Annotated in this window: 14 protein-coding genes; 3 read left to right on the top strand and 11 right to left on the bottom strand. The window is 56.3% G+C overall.

The genetic code is table 11. From position 1 onward, the window contains the following. Positions 1–16: 16 nt before the first annotated feature. The 9 genes from AC2FH0_RS04560 to AC2FH0_RS04520 all read right to left on the bottom strand — a co-directional run bounded on the left by AC2FH0_RS04560 (position 17) and on the right by AC2FH0_RS04520 (position 11,565). Positions 17–1,387 (bottom strand): sensor histidine kinase, encoded by a 1,371-nt coding sequence (locus AC2FH0_RS04560; RefSeq protein WP_496690682.1) that lies wholly within the window; start codon positions 1,385–1,387, stop codon positions 17–19. Continuing rightward, entirely contained in the window at positions 1,380–2,060 is a 681-nt protein-coding gene (locus tag AC2FH0_RS04555) for a response regulator transcription factor (RefSeq protein ID WP_142634264.1), read from the bottom strand. Before AC2FH0_RS04555 ends, AC2FH0_RS04560 begins: the two co-directional genes overlap by 8 nt. A 183-nt stretch (positions 2,061–2,243) precedes the next feature. Next, positions 2,244–3,680 (bottom strand): Do family serine endopeptidase, encoded by a 1,437-nt coding sequence (locus AC2FH0_RS04550; protein ID WP_496788683.1) that lies wholly within the window; start codon positions 3,678–3,680, stop codon positions 2,244–2,246. A 753-nt stretch (positions 3,681–4,433) separates the two neighbouring features. After that, positions 4,434–5,033 (bottom strand): nucleotidyltransferase family protein, encoded by a 600-nt coding sequence (locus tag AC2FH0_RS04545; RefSeq protein ID WP_496700819.1) that lies wholly within the window; start codon positions 5,031–5,033, stop codon positions 4,434–4,436. Positions 5,034–5,064: 31 nt separating this feature from the next. Next, a complete protein-coding gene (locus AC2FH0_RS04540) occupies positions 5,065–7,482 on the bottom strand; it encodes a GcvT family protein (RefSeq protein ID WP_496788682.1) in 2,418 nt (805 codons plus the stop codon). A gap of 93 nt (positions 7,483–7,575) precedes the next feature. Then, complete coding sequence (locus tag AC2FH0_RS04535; protein WP_142634257.1) at positions 7,576–8,883, bottom strand: HlyC/CorC family transporter; 1,308 nt, start codon at positions 8,881–8,883, stop codon at positions 7,576–7,578. A 63-nt stretch (positions 8,884–8,946) separates the two neighbouring features. Beyond that, complete coding sequence (locus AC2FH0_RS04530; RefSeq protein ID WP_496677775.1) at positions 8,947–9,900, bottom strand: site-specific tyrosine recombinase XerD; 954 nt, start codon at positions 9,898–9,900, stop codon at positions 8,947–8,949. Between the two features lie 2 nt (positions 9,901–9,902). After that, positions 9,903–11,426, bottom strand: coding sequence for a hypothetical protein (locus tag AC2FH0_RS04525; protein WP_496788680.1), 1,524 nt, complete (start codon positions 11,424–11,426; stop codon positions 9,903–9,905). Further along, entirely contained in the window at positions 11,416–11,565 is a 150-nt protein-coding gene (locus AC2FH0_RS04520; RefSeq protein ID WP_185956616.1) for a hypothetical protein, read from the bottom strand. The genes AC2FH0_RS04525 and AC2FH0_RS04520 overlap by 11 nt, the downstream gene beginning before the upstream one ends. A gap of 79 nt (positions 11,566–11,644) precedes the next feature. Between AC2FH0_RS04520 and AC2FH0_RS04515 the strand changes: the two genes are divergently transcribed. Together AC2FH0_RS04515 and aroB are read left to right on the top strand one after the other, a co-directional pair. Beyond that, positions 11,645–12,232: a shikimate kinase gene (locus AC2FH0_RS04515; protein ID WP_281972216.1), complete on the top strand. Its 588-nt coding sequence runs from the start codon at positions 11,645–11,647 to the stop codon at positions 12,230–12,232. Beyond that, positions 12,233–13,339: a 3-dehydroquinate synthase gene (gene aroB, locus AC2FH0_RS04510; RefSeq protein ID WP_496788679.1), complete on the top strand. Its 1,107-nt coding sequence runs from the start codon at positions 12,233–12,235 to the stop codon at positions 13,337–13,339. Here aroB and AC2FH0_RS04505 read toward each other — a convergent pair whose 3' ends face one another. Together AC2FH0_RS04505 and ssb are read right to left on the bottom strand one after the other, a co-directional pair. Then, positions 13,340–14,410 carry a site-2 protease family protein gene (locus tag AC2FH0_RS04505; protein ID WP_496749062.1) on the bottom strand — a complete coding sequence of 357 codons (1,071 nt, stop codon included), beginning with the start codon at positions 14,408–14,410 and terminating at the stop codon, positions 13,340–13,342. It abuts the gene before it with no gap. A gap of 18 nt (positions 14,411–14,428) precedes the next feature. Further along, positions 14,429–14,926 (bottom strand): single-stranded DNA-binding protein, encoded by a 498-nt coding sequence (gene ssb / locus AC2FH0_RS04500; protein ID WP_142634245.1) that lies wholly within the window; start codon positions 14,924–14,926, stop codon positions 14,429–14,431. Between the two features lie 207 nt (positions 14,927–15,133). Between ssb and AC2FH0_RS04495 the strand changes: the two genes are divergently transcribed. After that, entirely contained in the window at positions 15,134–15,712 is a 579-nt protein-coding gene (locus tag AC2FH0_RS04495; protein WP_271946701.1) for a lytic transglycosylase domain-containing protein, read from the top strand. Positions 15,713–15,727: the final 15 nt, after the last annotated feature.

The following is a 15,727-nucleotide window of genomic DNA, read 5'->3' as shown; positions in this document are numbered from 1 at the left end:
GTTCATGATTACCGGATCAGGGTTTGCGCGAAAGACGAATAGTAGCTTCAAGGCCCGGATCACAGTTGCGGGCGTCGAACATGCCTTTGTGCATATGCGATATCGCTGCGACCAAAGCCAGGCCCAGACCTGCATTGCGCTCGGTCCGGGCGGGATCAAGTGTCACAAAGGGCATCTGCAGGCGGGCCAGATCGTCCTGTGGTACACCGGGGCCGTGATCCCGCACGCTGAGGTTGGTATACAGGCCGTCATCCGCAATATTGATCGTGATGGTCGAACCATCAGGCGCGTATCGCAGAGCATTTTCTAACAGGTTGGACAGTGCCTGAGACAAAAGGGGGCGGTGGCCGGGAAGGGGGGCAGTTGACCCTGTAACTTCAAGTGTTACGCCCTGATCCGTGGCAACCGGATCATAGAGCTCGACCACGTCCGCCACGAGTTGCTTAAGGTCGACATCTTCGAACTGCTCTCGCCCGACACCTGCTTCGGCACGCGAAATCTCAGTCAGTTGGCCCAGAACCCGCAGGACATGATCAACCTCGGTCGTCGCGCGCGCGATGTCGATTTCGCGATCCTGTTCGGATTTGCGGCTATCTGACAGGGATTCGACCCGCTGTTTCAACCGCGACAAAGGAGAGCGTAGATCATGCGCGATCGAATTCGAGGTCGTCCGTAGATTGCTGACCAACTCCTCGATCCGGTCCAACATCGTATTGAGCGTACCTGAAACTTGATCGAATTCATCACCGGTCCCGCGCAAGGGCATCCTGCGCGACAGGTCGCCTGAAACGATATTTTCTGCGGTCGAGGCGATGTCAGACAAGCGCGAAAAGACGAGCCTGGTAAACAGCCAGCCTGTCAGGACGCTCAGCGCCAGCGCGATTGCCAGCGCGAAGCCGACCGAGCGTAAAAGAACACGGTCAAACTGCTGTCGTGCCAACGCATCCCGCCCGACAAGCAGGCGTTCTCCGCCCGGCAGACGAATGGATGCAGCCGAGATTGGCACCAGCTGTTCGCTGTCCGAGCGTCGCAGCTCAAGTTGGACCCAACCACTTCCGGCAGTGATGTCATCGGGCCATTGCCTCAGGTTGCCAGCCAATTTCGACCCGTTGCGGTCGGTCAATAAGTAGAGGGCATCCCGTTCAGAGGCGGTGGGAATACGGCGTTCGATGGCTGTCAGCAAACCGATGAGCCCGCGCCTTTCGTATTCATCGGCCAGACCGGTCAATTCCGCGGAAACCACCGAGCGGGTTTCGCTTTCGATACTGCGATTTGCGGTGACATAGACAAGGGCCAGCACGGTGGCTGTCAGCAATGTGCTCAGAACCATGCTGGCCAGAACCAAACGTGTTCTGGAATTATTGAACGAAAGCCGCAGGTTATCCATCAGATATCATGTAACCTGCGCCCCGGACTGTTTCAATCAACGGGATCTCTCCGCCTTCATCCAATTGGCGGCGCAGTTTCGAGATATGGACGTCAACCACATTGGTGTTCGGGTCGAAATGATAATCCCAGACACCTTCCAGCAACATAGTGCGTGACACCACGCGGTTCTTGCGTCTCAGGAAGAACTCCAAAATCTGAAATTCACGCGGTGTCAGGGTAATCTCTCGCCCGTTGCGAGTGACTTTGCGGGTCAGCAAATCCATATCCAGATCGCGGCAGGTCAGGGTCGGGTTTTCCTCAGATTCCTGCGGGCGTCTTAACAGAGCTTCGATCCGCGCATGCAGTTCCTGAAAAGAGAACGGTTTGACCAGATAATCATCTGCACCGGCCCTCAGGCCTTTGACTCTCTCATCGACCGCGCTCATTGCGGTTAACATCAGAACCGGAGTTTTCAGACCCGCGGCGCGCATGGATTTGATCAGTGACAGGCCGTCTAGACCGGGCAGCATTCGGTCCAGAACGATGGCGTCAAAGCCACCATCTGTGGCGTGATACAGCCCTTCGCGCCCATCCGCGGCCTGTTCGACGACATATCCTTCCTCGCTGAATCCTTTTGCTATGAATTCCCGGGTGTCTTCATCATCTTCAACGATCAACAGGCGTCGGCTCATGATCTGAAATCCTTTCTACCGGAACTTAAACACAATTTTTCAAACAAAGTACAAGATTTGACCGGTTTAGATGCCGGGTGCGTCGTTGCGCACCCGGCTGCTCCGGCAGATTGCGGACAATTCAATCATGCCAGAGAGGCGCCCGCCAGATCTCCCCATCACGTGGCGCGCGCAGGTGTTCGATCAGGCGATTTCCACCGCAACAAAGATCTGGTTGCCGCCACGGTTGATCAGGACAAGCGCGGGATCGGTTTTTTCGCTATCCAGCGCTTCTTTCAGCGCGTCAGGTGTGGCCGTATCCTGGTTGCCCAGCTTCACGATCACGTCGCCACGCTGAAGACCGGCTTTTGCTGCAGGGCTGTCCGGTTTCAGGTCCGTGACGATCACACCGTCAATATTCTCGGCCACGCCCAGTTCCGCACGATTGGTTTCTGTTAGTGGTGCAACGGTGACGCCCAGGGCGGTGCCCGAAATGCCTTCATCCACTGACTTGTCCATTTCGGCCGATGCGGACTGATGTTGTCCAATCGTCAACTTTATGTCTTGCTCACTGCCGTTGCGTAAAACTGTAAGCGTGCTTTCTGTTCCAACCTTGGTAGTCCCGACAAGGATCGGCAGGTCGCTGCTGGACGCGACGGGTTCGCCGTTAAAGGTCAGGATGACGTCGCCCTGTTCCAGGATGCCTTCGGCAGGGCTGTTGGCAACAACGTCCGAAACCAATGCGCCGTTAGAGGCATCAATTCCCATCGCCGCAGCGATCTGAGGGCTGACATTCTGGATTGACACACCCAGCCAACCGCGGCTGACCTGGCCATCATCGCGCAGATCCGCGGCAATATGGTCCACAATGTTCGACGTGACGGCAAAACCCAACCCGACCGACCCACCGCTCGGGGAATAGATGGCCGAGTTCACGCCGATAACCTCACCATCCATGTTGAACAGCGGGCCACCGGAATTGCCTTTGTTGATGGCCGCATCCGTCTGGATGAACTCGGCATAAGGTCCCTGCGAAATATTGCGGTCCTTGGCCGATACAATCCCGGTCGTCACGGTCGAGCTGAGGCCAAACGGGTTTCCGATGGCGACGACATCCTCGCCCACACGGATTACATCGCTATTGCCAAGCTCTACGGCCTGAAGTGGCTCGCCCGCGTCGATCTTGAGAACCGCGATATCGGTCAACGGGTCGGTACCGATCACCTCAGCCTCAAAAGTTCGGTCATCATTCAGGCGCACGGTCACGGTCGCGGCATCGTCGACCACGTGATGGTTCGTAATGATGTACCCGGCTTCATCCAGTACAAAACCTGACCCCAAACCCTGAGACGGACCACGACGCGGGGCATCGAACCCTTCAGGCACGCCAAAGCGTTTGAAGAATTCACCGAATGGTTGGCCTTCGAAATCAAACTGCTGTCCATTTTCCGGGCCCTTGGCGGCGTTTTGTTCCGCGATGATGGTCACGACAGAAGGTGACACGCTCTCAACTAAATCAGCCAGCGCTTCGTCAGCTTTCGAGGGCAGGGCGGTCGTCGCCAATAATGCCGCACTCAGCGCTGAGACGCCTATCCAGTTTGATGTGCGTGGCATAAGAAGAGAGGATTTACGGATGCTCATTTTGGTCTCCTGATTGAAGCACGCGACACTGGCCGCGCCTTGGATCAAGAGATGCTGCATCAGTCTGTGACTTTCCTGATTGGTTGGTTAATAAATCTTAATTTTGCCACAAACGAGAGGCTCTATCCCGGCGTCGGGTGGCAAAGATTCGCGGAAATCTTCCGAATCATAAGGTGAGAATCGGTGGATTGTTGCCTGTTCGGCAGTCAAATGATGATTTTAGTTGAATTAAATCTGTTTGATAAACAAAACGAGCTCTCAGAAATTGATGGATTTATGACACAGCCATTGGTTGTGAGTGGATCTGGTCTCATAGGCTGAATTTGCCGGAAACATATCATATTATGAACATGTTATATATATGGTCTGTGATAAATTGAGAGTACTTGCTTTTAGATTTTCACGGACGAACAACCTATAGTAGAAATGCATTGAGGGAGATGTTGCGTAAAAACCAAACTGAAACATCAGAAAATGCAAGTTTAGGCCAATTTTACGTTGTTTGAGAGCATCTGATAGGTGACGATGGTCTTGCCCAAGCGAAGGGAAGTCGGCGGCACTAGGGGGTGCCAACGGCTTGTCACAGTCTCTGGAAGCGCTGAGCGGCATGTTAACGAGGGGGTCTTGTTTAGGTTCGGTTGCGGAATATTCGGAATGCCTAGTGTGTTCTGGACGCGCTTTCAGGATCAGTGAAAAGTGGTAGTCCTTAATTGGGTAACCGGCCCGGTCTTCATTGACCGGGCCGTACTCGTTTTAACTGTTGCGATTTTTTGTCCAGATATCCCATGCTTCGGGCGTGTCCAGATCCAGCACGGCATGTTGGCCGGGGAGCACACATAGATGGACCTTGTCCCGATGGTCCCGAACCACAGATTGTGCGCCTTCGTCTCCGGTCAGGCGGCTGATTTGATCAAACAGGAGACGGCTGAAAATCACAGGGTGGCCAGGCTGTCCTGACGCGGTCGACCCGCGCCAGATCAGCTTGTCCGGATACGCCTTAGTCGCCTTGATCAGCGTCTGAAGGTCATCCAGAGTGATTTCAGGCAGGTCAGCTAGCAGAACCATGACGGCTTCGGCCTCTGGCCCAACAGCGGACAGAGCCCCTCGTAAGCTGGCATTCATACCTTCCTCCGCATCTGCGATTTCGACCAGATGCAGGTCCAGCCCTTGCAACACGTCGTACCTGGGATGAGGTTTGGACGGCAGGGCAACAATAACCGACGATGCGGCCCGTGCTGTCTGGGCGGAACGGAGCAGCAGCGGGCAGCCATCAATCTCTTGCAGCAGCTTATCTGCGCCTCGCATACGCCGGGATTGTCCGGCGGCCAGAAGGATGATGGGTATTCGCGTCATGCGCCGACAATGCAGACGTATGAAAGCAGTGTCATCCCCTCATACGCGCGCCATCGGCGTCGAATAACGGTTCTGAGATCACACGTGCCTTGCACAACTGGCCAAGTATTTCGATTTTTACTTCCAGCCCGTCCACAGCGCGGTCTGTTGGCAGAAACCCCATGGCAATGGACTTGCCTGCATAGTGTGAATAGCCACCCGAAGTGCAGAACCCGGCGACTTTTCCGTCCAGCCAAATCGGCTCATACGCGTTGACATCAGCGTCCTCGGCATCGACCTCGAACGCGACCAGCCGACGGGCAGGGCCTGAGGTGCGTTCCGCCTCGGCAGCTGCGCGGCCAATGAAATCGGCGTTCTTAGAGAATGAAATGAACCGATCCAGACCGGTTTCCGCGGCTGTGTAATCAGGCGAGAATTCTCGCATCCAGGAGCCAAAGAACTTGTCCAGACGCAGGCTCATCATCGCGCGCATGCCAAATGGAACGATGCCGTGTTCTTGCCCGGCCAGCCATAATGTCCACCACAACTGCCTTTGTGCCATGGGATCGCAGTAGATCTCGTACCCCAAATCGCCGGTATAGCTGACGCGCTGGACGATACATTCGGCCATCCCAACGGTCATGCGGCGCAGATCGAGGAACCGAAATCCGCTCAGGTCATCACGGGTGCAGGCCGCCAGAACCTGCGTGGCTTTTGGGCCGGCGATCTGGAACCCGTTCTGCCGATCGCTGATGTTTTCGACAGCTACGCCATCCTGCGCATTTTGCAGGAACCAGCGCATGTGAAACGCCTGAGAGCCGTAGGAGGCGGTTAGGCGGAACTCGGTCTCATAAAGACAGGAAACGGTAAAATCACCGATCAGCTTGCCCTTTGGTGATAGCATCGGGGTTAGCGACACGCGGCCCGGTTTCGGGATTCGGCCCGCCATGATCCGATCCAGCCAATCACGGGCAGCAGGTCCAACAATGCGGTATTTACCAAAATTGTGCACTTCGTTGATGCCAACACCTGATCGCACGGCCCGAACTTCGCGCCCGGTGGCATCGAATGCGTTGGATCGGCGGAACGAGGGCGTTTCATAGCCCGGTTCATCCCCTTGGGCAAAGTAATTGGGCACCTCAAGCCCGTATTGCTGACCCCACACAGCACCAAGATCGGTAAAGATATCATACATCGGCGTTGTGCGGGCTGGGCGGGCTGCCGGCAATTCCTCGTTCGGATAAGAGACGCTGAACCGCTTCTGATAGTTCTCGATGACCTTTGGACGGGTATAGCCCGGGCTGATCCAATCCCCGAACCGCGCCACGTCCATCGCAAAGACGTCGCGCTCTGGCTCACCCTCAATCATCCATTGCGCCAGTGTCAGACCAACGCCGCCGCCCTGGCTGAACCCGGCCATCACGCCGCAGGCCGACCAATAGTTGCGCAACCCCGGAACCGGCCCGACCAGAGGATTGCCGTCCGGTGCAAAGGTAAACGGCCCGTGGATCACCGATTTCACACCAGCCTCGGCCAGAACAGGAAAGCGGCGATAGGCGAATTCAATACTATCGGTGATCTTGTCGAAATCATCGGGAAGAAGCTCGTGACCGAAATCCCACGAGGTGCCGTCGACAGCCCAGGGCCTGCAGGTTTGTTCATAAAAGCCGATGCACAGACCGCGTCCCTCTTGCCGCAGATAGCTTTCGCCGGCGGGATCCATGACATGGGGATGTTCGCCGCCTGCGTCGATAATTGCCTCGATTTGGGGGATCGAGTCGGTGACCAGGTACTGATGTTCCATCGGATGCAGCGGGAAATAGACACCGGCCATGGCGCCAACCTCGCGCGCCCAGAGCCCACCAGCGTTGACCACATGTTCAGCATGAATCGTGCCCTTGTTGGTGACCACATCCCAGGTGCCATCGGCGCGCTGATTTGTTTCGTGCACCATGCACTGGGTTTCGATTGTTGCGCCGCCCATCCGCGCCGCTTTGGCATAGGCATGGGTGGTTCCGGACGGATCAAGATGCCCGTCCAGCGGATCATAGAGCGCGCCGATGATGCCGTCGGTATTGGTGATCGGTGCGATTTTCCTTATCTCTTCAGGGCCCACGATTTCGGTCTCTAACCCCATAAAGCGGTGCTTGGCACGTTCGGCCAGGAGCATGTCAAACCGGTCGCGGTCATCGGCCAACGTTATGCCGCCAACGTGGTGCAGGCCACAGGACATGCCGGTGATCTCTTCCAGCTCTTTATACAGCCGGATCGTATAGCCTTGCAGTGCGGCCATATTGGTGTCGCCGTTCAACGTGTGGAAACCACCCGCCGCGTGCCAGGTCGAGCCACTGGTCAATTCGGACCGCTCCAGCAGCATCACATCCGACCAGCCCAGCTTGGTCAGGTGATAAAGAACCGAACACCCGACAACGCCGCCACCGATTACAGCTACCTGAGTTGTTGTCTTCACGTCACAGTCTCCCCTTGCGATATAGTCAAAGCCTGCAATCGCAGAACCAGGGATACTGTTCCGTTCACGACATAGGCTGTCGCGGCGAGAGGATCAGAGGGGACGGATCTTCAGCTCTGTGATCCTGTTGCCTTCGCGCGCGACGACTTCGAACCTGAACCCGTGGAACGAGAATACCTGACCTGTAATCGGAATCATCTGCGCTTCGTGGATGACCAGACCGGCCACGGTATTGGCCTCTTCGTCGGGCAAAGACCATTCCATCGCGCGGTTTACATCGCGGATCGTCATGGCGCCTTCAACAAGGTACTGGCCGTCTTCGGTTCGCGTTACCGGGACGTCCTCATCAATATCAAACTCATCAGCAATCTCGCCGACGATTTCTTCGAGGATATCTTCAAGCGTGATTAGACCCCTGAGTGAACCATATTCGTCGACCACCAGCGCAAAATGGCTATGCATCCGCAGGAATTCCCGCATCTGATCGTCCAGAGTGGTCGTTTCAGGCACAAAATAAGGGGCGTTCGCTACCTTTGAGACATCGAACTCTTTCAGTCGGTTGTTTTCACGTTCGCTGCTTCCTGCATGAGCATACATAGCGCGGAACAGGTCTTTGGCGTGAACAACCCCAACGATGTTTTCTGGTTCGTCCCTAAAGACAGGCAGGCGTGTATGGGGGCTTTCAAGGCATTGTTTCAGGATCGCCTCGGGAGCGTCATCCGCATCAACCATCTCGATATTCGAACGATGGAGCATGATCTCTTCAACCGCACGTTCACCCAGATCCAAAGCGCCCAGAATGCGGTCACGGTCTTCCTTCTCGACCACGCCTTCGGAATGGCCCAAATGCAGGGCCCCAACGATTTCGTCGCGCACGGCCAGAATGTTGCTATCCGGGTCGATCTGTACACCGAAGAGGCGTAAAACTCCCCGTACCAATAGGCGTACGGCCGAAACGACCGGTGAGAATAGGGTGACAACCACGCTGATGATCGGAGCAACGGCGGATGCCGCTTTTTCCGAATTGGTTATGGCATAAGTCTTGGGCAAAACTTCAGCAAAAATCAGAACCAGCAAGGTCATGACCAGGGTTGCCAACGCTACGCCGCTTTCGCCAAAGAGGCGCGTGAACATCGCTGTGGCCAACGAGGCCGCAAGAATGTTGACCAGATTGTTGCCCAGCAAAACCGATCCGATCAGCCGTTCGTTGTCGTCGGTGATGTCCAGCGCCTTCTGCGCCCCGCGCGACCCTTTGTCCGCCTGCGCCCGCAGCTTGCCGCGTGACGAGGCCGTCAGAGCCGTTTCAGAACCCGAGAAAAACCCCGATAAGAAGAGCAATAGCAATATGGCACCGGACGTAAGCCAGAATGTGCCGTCGATCAGAGAAGTTGAGGGTTCCATCGGTCCTTAGCTGCTTGTGTTTCTGCGTCTGTTATGGGGGCGCGGCTTGACTGGATCAAGGAGTTAGCCCTTTTCAACTGGATCTTTAGCTAATGGGTGATGCTGCAACACCAGTTCAGCCAGCCGTTCTTCCAGGACATGAGTATAGATTTCTGTGGTCGCCACATCCGCGTGACCAAGCAATGTTTGGATCGATCGCAAATCGGCACCGTTGGCAAGAAGATGTGTCGCAAAAGCGTGACGCAAGGTGTGAGGTGTAACCTTTTCGGGCGAAACCCCACCGTGAACCGCCAGTTCCTTGATCAGATGATAGAACATATGCCGTGTCAGATGCCCGGCCTTGCCACGTGAGGGAAAAAGAAATCGGGAACTCTGCCCACCCTTTGTAACACGCTTTTCCTCAGTCTCATCCCGAGCCGCCAACCATGCCGAAAGCGCCTGTCGAGCCGGAGGGGACAGTGGAACCATCCGCTCTTTGCCGCCTTTTCCCAATACCAAGAGCATCCTCGGATCGCCGCGCGCCGATGACACCGGCAACGATACCAGTTCAGTGACACGCATCCCGGTGGCATACAGGATTTCCATCAGGCAGGTATTGCGCAGCTTTTCGATGTTGTTTCGCCCGCTTTCGCGCGCAGCAACCAATAACCGGTCCACCTCGGATACATCCAGAGTTTTCGGCAGCCGCTTTGGCCGTCCTGGGCCTTTGATCTTGATCGCGGGGTTTGTCGAACGCCAGCCTTCCTCGAATGCGAACCGATAAATCTGTTTTATGGCAGACAAACGGCGGGCGCGGGTGGATTGAGCCAATCCCTGTGCGTCGCAACTGATCAGGTAATCCTCAACCTGCTTGGCGTCGGCCTCGGCAAACCCAATTTTCCGGCGCCGCAGCCAGGCCGCAAAATCCTTGAGATCGCGGCCATAGGCAACAAGCGTATTTTGGGCAGCGCCTAACTCGGCGGCCTGTGCTTCCAGAAAGGTCGAAATCCAGATTTCGTCAGAGCCCGGAGACGTCATGATCACTTGCCCTGCAGGATCAGCAGGTTCAGCGCGGCGCGGCGCGCGGTATCTTCTAGACCGACCCGGCGCAGGGTTGCCATGGCAGCTGTCAGGTCGACCAGATTTCCCCGCGAGCCATGGGCAAACAGAACCATCGTCTCGAGCAGCGCTTCGCCCAGGCGGCCTTCGTCCAGCATGTTGCTGATATCGGTCGGCACCGGTGCCGCCCATGCGAACCCCTCCGCAATGGCATCCGCCAGCGGTGAAGGGGAGGGTGCGCGACCGGGATCACCTTGGGCCAGCGCCGCCAGGAACTGACCTTCTTCTGAACTGTCCGGAGACGACAAGGCCGCTGTTTCATAGAGGTCTGACAGCAACAGAACGCGCCAGCGCAGAGCCTCGGCCTTGGGGTCCTGCAGCTTGATCTGTGACAGGCGTCCGGCGAAAAGTTCGGCAAAGGGCACTTCCAGACCGACATTGCGCATCTGCCCCCAGACCACCGGCAGCGTTTTGGCGATCTTGGCCGGATTGCCCGAATCCAGCGCCTTTTCGAACCGCTGTATCGACGATACTCGATCCCATACAGCACCAGACGCCGCCGGAGACCGCTCTGTATAGAGCCCGAGCAGTTGATTGGGCGTCAGCGCGCCGACGCGGGTCAGCCGTTCTGCGGCTTCGACCTGAGCCTTCCAGCCCGCAACATCCCGCAGATCCGCATTTGCGAAGACGCGGGGCAAAGCAGCCGAGGGCAAACGTTCGCCAATAGCTTCGAACAAGCGGAACATCAGGGGCGAGGGGTCGTCCGGTTGCGGCAGATACTCGGCGTCTTCGTACAGTTCAGGGCTTAGAAACCTGTCCAGAACCTCCAGCTCTTGTGGTGCCAGAACCTGTAGGGCATGGGCTGCCTCAAGCGTGAGAGCGGCCGAGTCCCAATCCCCACGCCGGGCCTTGCAGAAAATCTGAGCGGCATAGTCCCGTGACAAATGCGGCTGAGCAATCAGCGCCGTGCAACTGCGATCTTCATCCCCGGTCAGAAGGGTGGCGTCGAACCAGCGTTGAAACCGGTCAAGACTGTTCGTCGGGCCTGCCAGCTGTACCAATGATTGCGTGGGGTCCGCAGCGCCAAGATGCATGAGGCGGTCGAGCCGCGCCAAAAGCAAAATCTCTTCCCCTTTACTGGACGTCGGTGCCCGAGCTTCGGTTAAAAGCAACGTGAACAGCAAACGCTGCATTGCAGGGTTGTACTTGACCGGGACGCTTTCGATCAGTTCGGACAAGCGTTGGGGATCGCTGTTCTGCCACATGTCGACAGGCAATCCTGTGACAGTCGAAGCAACCAGGCCCAGGGGTTGTGACAATGCCTGAAGCGGGGTCACAAGAACATCGGGCTGACCGCCGGGCTGCGCCACGGGTGGCTCAAGCAAAACCGTCCCCGGAAGGTTTTCCGGAGGATTGGCCAGCCATTCAATAACAGAAAGGGGTTCCTGCTGCGCCTGCGCTGTTCCTGCAAGAAACAGTGCAACCACCGCCACTTTATTCGACATTCAGTATTACCGGCTCCCTGACCTCGCTTTGCGGCGCAGAGAAATCTGCACCAAAAAACTCACCCAGGTAGACATATCCCACCAGCCCGATGAAACACAGGCAAATCAGATATATCAGGAACTTGATCAGACGGCCCATGGTCAAACGCTGCCTCAATTTTCTCTTTTGACCAAGTTATAACTGGCATTTTTCCTAAGATCACGTCATTCACGATGAAATGAGCGAAATTAAGCATAACACCCATGCGGCATCTGCCGTTTCGGACTATACACTGCACAAAACAGTGGTGCTTGTAGGTATGATGGGGGCCGGAAAGACCGCCGTAGGCCGCGCTTTGGCCGCTCGGTTACGGGTTCCTTTCCTCGATAGCGATGCCGAAATCGAATCAGCGGCCAACATGACCATCCCCGAGATATTCGAGCGTGATGGCGAAGCCTTTTTTCGCAGCAAGGAAAGCCAGGTCATCGGGCGGCTTTTGGTCGAGGAAAAAGGTATCCTTTCTACCGGCGGCGGTGCCTTTATGACCGAACAAAACCGCGACATGATCACTCAACGCGGGGTGTCCGTTTGGTTGCGCGCCGATTTGGGTGTGTTGTGGAACCGCGTTCGTCACAAGGATACGCGCCCGCTTTTGCGCACCGAAAACCCGTTTGCGACCCTTCGTGCATTGTACGATCAGCGTGTTCCGATCTATGAACGCGCCGATCTGGCGGTTTCGTCCGACGGGGATGTCTCGATTGAAGATATGGTAGAGCGTGTCGTCAAAGCTCTGATGACGCGACCTGATGTTTTGGAACGGAATTAGATGCACCAAACCGTACATGTTGAGCTTGGGGATCGGTCCTATGATGTCGAGATCGGCCCCGATCTGCTTACGCAGGCCGGTCAGCGCATAGCGCCTTTGCTACCGCGACCCAAAGTAGCGGTTCTGACCGATGAAAACGTGGCGAGCCTGCATCTTGACGCGTTGCGGGATGGGTTGGCCAGCGCAGGGATCGAAATGTCCGCATTGGCGCTGCCCGCGGGCGAAGCGACCAAAAGCTGGCCGCATTTTGAGCGTGCGGTCGAATGGTTGTTAGCCGAGAAAATCGAGCGGCGTGACGTGGTGGTTGCGCTCGGAGGTGGTGTTATAGGTGATCTCGCCGGATTTGCCGCGGCCGTTTTGCGCCGGGGCGTACGGTTTGTTCAGATACCAACTTCGCTGCTTGCGCAGGTCGACAGTTCGGTCGGCGGCAAAACCGGGATCAACGCACCGCAGGGCAAGAACCTGATTGGCGCATTTCATCAACCCTCACTGGTGCTGGCGGATACTTCGGTTCTGGGCACAATGACCGACAGGGATTTCCTGTCCGGTTATGGTGAGGTCGTAAAATACGGGCTGTTGGGGGATGCGGCATTTTTTGAATGGCTTGAGGGCCATGGCCCCGATGTCTCGGGCGGGGATATGGCCGCGCGGGTTCGGGCCGTCACCCGATCCGTTCAGATGAAAGCCGACATCGTCGCTCGTGATGAGACCGAACAGGGGGATCGCGCCCTGCTGAATCTCGGGCATACGTACTGTCATGCGCTTGAGGCTGCTACCGGGTATTCTGATCGTTTGCTGCATGGAGAAGGCGTTGCGATTGGATGCGCACTGGCATTCGAACTGTCGGCGCGACTTGGATTATGTTCGCAAGAGGACCCAAGCCGGGTTCGGGCACATCTGCGTGCGATGGGCATGAAAACCGACATTTCCGATATCCACGGGGATTTGCCCGACGCCGAAGCGCTGGTCGAGCTGATGGCGCAAGACAAGAAGGTTATCGATGGCCAACTGCGTTTCATTCTGGCCCGAGGCATCGGGCAGGCATTTGTCACGTCGGATGTTCCGCGGGATGCGGTTTTGAGTGTCCTCAAGGACGCGCTGGGTTGATCAACGTCCGCGAATGATCATTAACTCGCCAATATTTTCACGGGTAATATAGCCGACCATTTGATCTGACCGCGTGCAGACGGCAACTGCGGGGGCACCCCCGTGGAACTGTTTCAGAACCGCTTCCAACCCGCTGCTCAGGGTCACTGTCGGGATATCCTCAACCATGATTGAACTGGCCAATTCTGACCGGGGAATATCTTTGGCGAGGGCAGCAAACAGCCGGTCGCGCGTGACAAAGCCCTGCAGTTTCCCTGTTGCGTCCAACAATGGAAATTCATGCTGAGTGGTGTGAATAACTGCTTGAGCGGCGGTCGCAAGCGTGTCGGTTGGCGATAGGGCGTGAAACTCGGTGATCATAGCGTCGCGGGCCAGAACCTGACGCGCCACTGATCGCATTGCGACGTCCTGGCTTTCTGCATTGGCGGCAACGAATACAAAAACCGCGATCAGAACCAACAACGGATTGCCTGTGCTTAGCCCCAGAAACCCCAATCCTACCGCCACTATCTGACCGGCAAATGCGGCAATGCGCGTGGCCTTGACCCGATCCATCCTCAGGCAGAGCAGCGCGCGAAAAACGCGTCCACCATCCATCGGGAATGCGGGGATGAGATTAAATGCGGCCAGAAGAAGGTTCACATAGGCGAGGCGGTTCAAAAGCCCGGTCTCGGGTGAATCAATTTTGGCGAGTGTTTCAAATGGCATTCCTGCGCCCAAAAAGACGAGGGTGATCCAGATGACGACGTTTACCGCAGGACCGGCCAAAGCCACCGATACCTCTTGCATGGGGTTCTCTGGCATCCGTTCCAATCGGGCAAGACCGCCGATCGGCAATAAAGTAATGTCCGGAGTTTTTATGCCATAGCGCCGCGCCATCAGCGCATGACCAAACTCATGCGCGACCACACATGCAAAAAGGGCAAGCACGAAAATCAGGTTCCCGATCGCGGCCTGCATCCCTCCGGTAGAATAGGCAGCGAATCCAACCCATGCCAACAAGAGGAAAAAAGTGACATGGACCTTCAGTTCCGACCCCAATAGTCGGCCGAGCGAGAAGGACCATGTCATGATGTGTCTCCGGTGTGCCTAGAACGGAATCTCGTCGTCGTCTATTCCACCAGATGCGGGTGCCGGGGCGCTGGATTGTCCGCCATAGGGGTCACCATAGCCACCACCTGCCTGGCCGCCACCGTAACCGCCGGATTGACCACCGCCACCGCCGCCGCCTTCTCCACGCGCATCCAGCAAAGTCAGCTCGCCGCGATAGGGGCGCAAAACCACCTCAGTGCTATAGCGGTCCTGACCGGACTGATCCTGCCACTTGCGGGTTTCCAGCTGACCTTCGATATAAACTTTGCTGCCCTTGCGCAGATATTGCTCGGCAATGCGGGCCAATGGTTCTGAAAAAATCGCGACCGAGTGCCATTCTGTCCGCTCGCGGCGTTCGCCGGTGTTGCGGTCTTTCCAGGTCTCGGAAGTGGCGATGCGCAGATTGCAAACCTTGCCACCGTTCTGGAACGACCGTACCTCGGGATCGCGCCCCAGATTTCCTACCAGAATGACCTTGTTGACAGAACCCGCCATGTATTTCCCCGTTCTTAACTGACTTGAGTGCGCCCGAATCTGGCGCTGTGTATTTCTGAGACCCTATACGCCCTGAACCATGGTTGGAACATGGATCATGAGAAATGAACTGGTCGGGAGTTTGCACAGAGAAAATTTACCATGCTTTCATTATTGGCTGAAATACATATACTCACTCGGGTTCGTGACAGTGCGGGACAGGCATTAATGCGTTTCAGATTTGGTTTTTTATCGGTTCTTTGCTTTGCGTTGACCTGTGGACTCGCTGCGGCGGATACGCTGTCTACCAAAAGCCGTAAGGACATCTTTCTGAAGCAATCCAAATATTTGGACGGCCGTGCGGCCACCCAGTACCGCGATTCAGATCGGTTGAAACCTAAGACGCCTCAACCACAATTCAGTAAACGATATTCCGGCAACTATCGGGGTGAGTACCTGACGATGGCGCGGCAAGCGGCTCGTAAACACGATGTTCCCGAAGAGCTGTTCCTGCGCCTTGTTCAGCAGGAAAGTGGATGGAATCCGCATGCCGTGTCACATAAAGGTGCGTTGGGTCTGGCCCAGTTGATGCCCGGGACCGCGCAATTATTGGGCGTGAACCCGCGCGACCCGAAACAGAATCTTGAAGGTGGGGCCCGGTATCTGTCCTGGCAATACCGCAAGTTCAAATCCTGGCGGCTTGCGCTGGCCGCCTATAATGCCGGACCTCAGGCTGTTGAAAAACACGGTGGCGTACCACCCTACAAGGAAACCCAGAATTACGTGAAGGTGATTTGGGGCGGTTAGGCCGCCCGATGAATT

Source organism: Ruegeria sp. CDSC051 (assembly GCF_059610665.1).
This window is presented reverse-complemented; position numbering and strand designations above follow the sequence as displayed.

Excerpts from the sequence above, each read along its gene's own strand:
- AC2FH0_RS04560 (WP_496690682.1), bottom strand. The coding sequence starts at position 1,387 with ATGGATAACCTGCGGCTTTCGTTCAATAATTCCAGAACACGTTTGGTT.
- AC2FH0_RS04555 (WP_142634264.1), bottom strand. The coding sequence starts at position 2,060 with ATGAGCCGACGCCTGTTGATCGTTGAAGATGATGAAGACACCCGGGAA.
- AC2FH0_RS04550 (WP_496788683.1), bottom strand. The coding sequence starts at position 3,680 with ATGAGCATCCGTAAATCCTCTCTTCTTATGCCACGCACATCAAACTGG.
- AC2FH0_RS04545 (WP_496700819.1), bottom strand. The coding sequence starts at position 5,033 with ATGACGCGAATACCCATCATCCTTCTGGCCGCCGGACAATCCCGGCGT.
- AC2FH0_RS04535 (WP_142634257.1), bottom strand. The coding sequence starts at position 8,883 with ATGGAACCCTCAACTTCTCTGATCGACGGCACATTCTGGCTTACGTCC.
- AC2FH0_RS04530 (WP_496677775.1), bottom strand. The coding sequence starts at position 9,900 with ATGACGTCTCCGGGCTCTGACGAAATCTGGATTTCGACCTTTCTGGAA.
- AC2FH0_RS04525 (WP_496788680.1), bottom strand. The coding sequence starts at position 11,426 with ATGTCGAATAAAGTGGCGGTGGTTGCACTGTTTCTTGCAGGAACAGCG.
- AC2FH0_RS04520 (WP_185956616.1), bottom strand. The coding sequence starts at position 11,565 with ATGGGCCGTCTGATCAAGTTCCTGATATATCTGATTTGCCTGTGTTTC.
- AC2FH0_RS04515 (WP_281972216.1), top strand. The coding sequence starts at position 11,645 with ATGAGCGAAATTAAGCATAACACCCATGCGGCATCTGCCGTTTCGGAC.
- aroB (WP_496788679.1), top strand. The coding sequence starts at position 12,233 with ATGCACCAAACCGTACATGTTGAGCTTGGGGATCGGTCCTATGATGTC.
- AC2FH0_RS04505 (WP_496749062.1), bottom strand. The coding sequence starts at position 14,410 with ATGACATGGTCCTTCTCGCTCGGCCGACTATTGGGGTCGGAACTGAAG.
- ssb (WP_142634245.1), bottom strand. The coding sequence starts at position 14,926 with ATGGCGGGTTCTGTCAACAAGGTCATTCTGGTAGGAAATCTGGGGCGC.
- AC2FH0_RS04495 (WP_271946701.1), top strand. The coding sequence starts at position 15,134 with ATGCGTTTCAGATTTGGTTTTTTATCGGTTCTTTGCTTTGCGTTGACC.